Raw genomic sequence first — 3756 nt, 5'->3', positions numbered from 1 at the left:
CCCGATGCCGGAACCAGTTGGCCCGGTGACTGGCCCCGCCCGCCGCGTCTGCTGCCCCACCCCGAACCCATCGAGACAATGGCCCTGCTGCCTGACCATCCACCGGTCTGGTTCAGTTGGCGCGGCATCCGGCATCGCGTCGCGCGGGCAGACGGTCCCGAACGTGTTTTCGGCGAATGGTGGCAGCGCGATGCCGAACTGATCGCGGTACGCGACTATTTCCAGGTGGAGGATGAGTCAGGCGAACGCTTCTGGATCTATCGCGCCGGTGACGGCGAGGACCCTGAGACCGGCTCGCATAAATGGTTCCTGCATGGGGTCTTCGCATGACCGCCGCGCGCTATGCCGAATTGCAAGTGACGAGCCATTTCTCGTTCCTTCGGGGAGCCAGTTCCTGCGACGACCTGTTCGCGCAGGCAGCGGCGCTCGGCATCGAAGCCCTGGCGGTTGTCGATCGCAATTCTCTGGCCGGAATCGTGCGTGCCCATCAGGCCGCCAAGGACACCGGCCTCAGGCTCATCGTCGGCTGCCGTCTCGATCTCGTCGACGGCATGTCCCTGCTCGTCTATCCCACCGATCGGGCCGCCTATTCCCGGCTGTGCCGGCTGCTGACCCTGGGCAAGAAACGCGGCGGCAAGGCGCAATGCCATCTCGAGTGGGGCGATCTGGCTGACTATGCCGAAGGCCTGATCGCTGTTCTCGTCCCCGACCGCGCCGATGATACCTGTGCCCTGCAACTGCGTCGCCTGCGGGAGACCTTCAGCGATCGCGCCTATCTGGCGCTGACCCTGCGCCGCCGTCCCAATGAACAGGTCCGGCTGCACGAGTTGTCCAACCTCGCCACCCAAATGCGGGTGCCGACGGTGGTGACGAACGACGTCCTGTTCCACGATCCCGGCCGGCGCATCCTCCAGGACGTGGTGACCGCCATTCGCCACAACATCACCATCGACGAGCTGGGATTCCGGCGCGAACGTCATGCCGACCGCTATCTCAAGCCGCCCGAGGAGATGGCGCGGCTGTTTTCGCGCTATCCGGAGGCGCTCGCGCGTACGCTGGAGATTGCCCGGCAATGCCGATTCTCGCTCGACGAACTCGCCTACCAATACCCCGAAGAGAAGATGCTGCCCGGCCTGACGGCGCAGCAGGCGCTCGAACATCTTACCTGGGAAGGCGCGGAACGGCGCTATCCCGAAGGCGTGCCCGACAAGGTCGTGGCGCTCATCAAGCACGAACTGCGCCTGATCGAGATCCTGCAATACGCCCCCTACTTCCTGACCGTGAACGCCATCGTGCAGTTCGCGCGGAGCAAGTCCATCTTGTGCCAGGGCAGAGGCTCGGCCGCCAACTCCGCCGTCTGCTATGTCCTGGGCATCACCAGCATCGATCCCGAGCGCAACAACCTCCTCTTCGAACGCTTTGTCTCACAGGAGCGCAACGAGCCTCCGGACATCGATGTCGACTTCGAGCACGAGCGGCGCGAAATCGTCATGCAGTGGGTTTACGAGACCTACGGCCGCGACCACAGCGCGCTGTGCTCGACGGTAGTGCGCTATCACACCAAGGGCGCCGTCCGCGATATCGGCAAGGCCCTCAGCCTGCCCGAGGACCTCACCAAGATGCTTTCCTCGCAGGTCTGGGGCCACGACGAGGGTATCGACGAGAAGCGCGCCCAAGATCTCAATCTCAACCTCGCCGATCGCCGGTTGCGGCTGACGCTCGAGCTCGCGCAGCAGCTTGAGGGTACGCCACGCCACCTGTCGCAGCATCCGGGCGGCTTCGTTCTCACCAATGACCGGCTCGACGACCTGGTGCCGATCGAGCCCGCCCGCATGGTCGACCGCCAGGTCATTGAGTGGGACAAGGACGACATCGACATTCTCAAATTCATGAAGGTCGACGTCCTGGCGCTCGGCATACTCACCTGCATGAAACGCAGCTTCGACCTCTTGGCCGAGCACAAGGGCATGACCCTCGACCTGGCCACCATCCCTGCCGAAGACCCGGCGACCTACGCCATGATCCGCAAGGCGGACACGATCGGGGTCTTCCAGATCGAGAGCCGCGCCCAGATGTCGATGCTGCCCCGCATCAAGCCGCGCACCTTCTATGACCTCGTCGTCGAGGTCGCCATCGTGCGCCCCGGTCCGATCCAGGGCGACATGGTCCACCCCTATCTGCGCCGCCGGGAGGGCAAGGAGCCGGTCGAGTTCCCGACACCCGAGCTGGAGCGCGTGCTCGGCAAGACACTGGGTGTGCCGCTGTTCCAGGAGCAGGCCATGCAGGTGGCCATGGTCTGCGCCGGCTTTTCCGCTGGCGAGGCCGACCAATTGCGCCGTGCCATGGCGACGTTCAAGCACACGGGCGGCGTCAGCAAGTTCCGCGACAAGCTGATCGGTGGCATGATCGCCAATGGCTATACGCCGGAATTCGCGGCGACCACCTTCAAGCAACTCGAAGGCTTTGGCAGCTACGGCTTCCCCGAGAGCCACGCCGCCAGCTTCGCGCTCATCGCCTATGCCTCGAGCTGGATGAAATGCCACCATCCCGATGTCTTCTGCTGCGCACTGCTCAATTCTCAGCCAATGGGCTTTTACCTGCCGGCCCAGATCGTGCGGGATGCCCAGGCCCATGGCGTCGAAATCCGGCCGGTCTGCATCAATGCGAGCCGATGGGACTGCACGCTGGAGCCGATTGGCGAGGACGGTCGCTTCGCGGTCCGTCTCGGTCTGCGCATGGTCAAGGGGCTGGCCAATGCCGATGCTGCCGCGATCGTTGCAGTCCGGGCCGGCGAGGCCTTCGCTTCCATCGACGATCTCTGGCATCGCGCCGGGGTGCCGGCGGCATCGCTTGTCCAACTCGCCGAGGCTGACGCCTTCCGTCCTGACCTGGGTCTGGCGCGCCGCGAGGCACTATGGGCGCTCAAGGGCCTGCGTGATGAACCGCTGCCGCTCTTTGCCGCCGCATCGGCTCGCGAACAGCGGACCGTGTCGGAAATCCATGAACCGGCGTTGGTGCTGCGGCCGATGACGGCGGGTCGGGAAGTCGTCGAGGACTACGGCCATGTCGGCCTGACCCTGCGCAGCCACCCGCTGTCCTTCCTGCGTTCCGATCTCGCGCGGCGCCAGATCGTCACCTGCCGCGACGCGATGCAGGCGGGTGATGGGCGCTGGCTGGAGGCGGCGGGCCTTGTCCTCGTCCGCCAACGCCCGGGCTCGGCCAAGGGCGTGATGTTCCTGACCATGGAAGATGAGACTGGAGCCGCCAATGTCGTGGTCTGGGTGAAGGTCTTCGAGAAGTTCCGCCGCGTCCTGCTCTCCTCCTCGATGCTAGCAGTTCGCGGCAAGATTCAGCGGGAGGGCGAGGTGGTCCACCTCGTCGCCCATTCCCTCACCGACCTTTCGGGGGAACTCGCCAGCGTGGGCAATCGCGAGACGCCGTTTCCGCTTCCCCATGGGCGGGGCGACGAAGCCCATCATGGTGGGCCCGGACTCGATCCGCGAAGCATGCCGAAGGGTCTGCGGCCACGGGACCTCGTCGATCCCACGCTGGAGGTTACGCCGATCAAGGTGAAGACACGGGACTTTCGATAGTGCTCGCGTCGTCCGTGCCCGCCGTAAGCGCAAAAGCGATGGCTGAGATGGGTGGAGGGCGGTCGCCAATGGTCAGTCACCAACGAATGCTTTGCGCCCCTATTCGCGCCGTTGCAGCCATGATGGGATCTTCCCAGAAGCGGACATCTGCGCTGTCACGGCT

2 protein-coding genes are annotated in these 3756 nt (G+C 64.9%); both read left to right on the top strand.

Annotated elements, in window-relative coordinates; genetic code table 11:
* A partial coding sequence (locus tag EN943_RS35835; protein ID WP_348630117.1) for a DUF6504 family protein occupies positions 1-330 on the top strand: 330 nt, incomplete at its 5' end.
* On the top strand, positions 327-3593 hold the full coding sequence (locus tag EN943_RS35830; RefSeq protein WP_127416476.1) for an error-prone DNA polymerase: 3267 nt from the start codon (positions 327-329) through the stop codon (positions 3591-3593). The genes EN943_RS35835 and EN943_RS35830, both read left to right, overlap by 4 nt.
* The last annotated feature ends 163 nt before the right edge of the window (positions 3594-3756 follow it).

The organism is Mesorhizobium sp. M7A.F.Ca.US.006.01.1.1 (assembly GCF_003997935.1).
Classification (GTDB): domain Bacteria; phylum Pseudomonadota; class Alphaproteobacteria; order Rhizobiales; family Rhizobiaceae; genus Mesorhizobium.
This window is presented reverse-complemented; position numbering and strand designations above follow the sequence as displayed.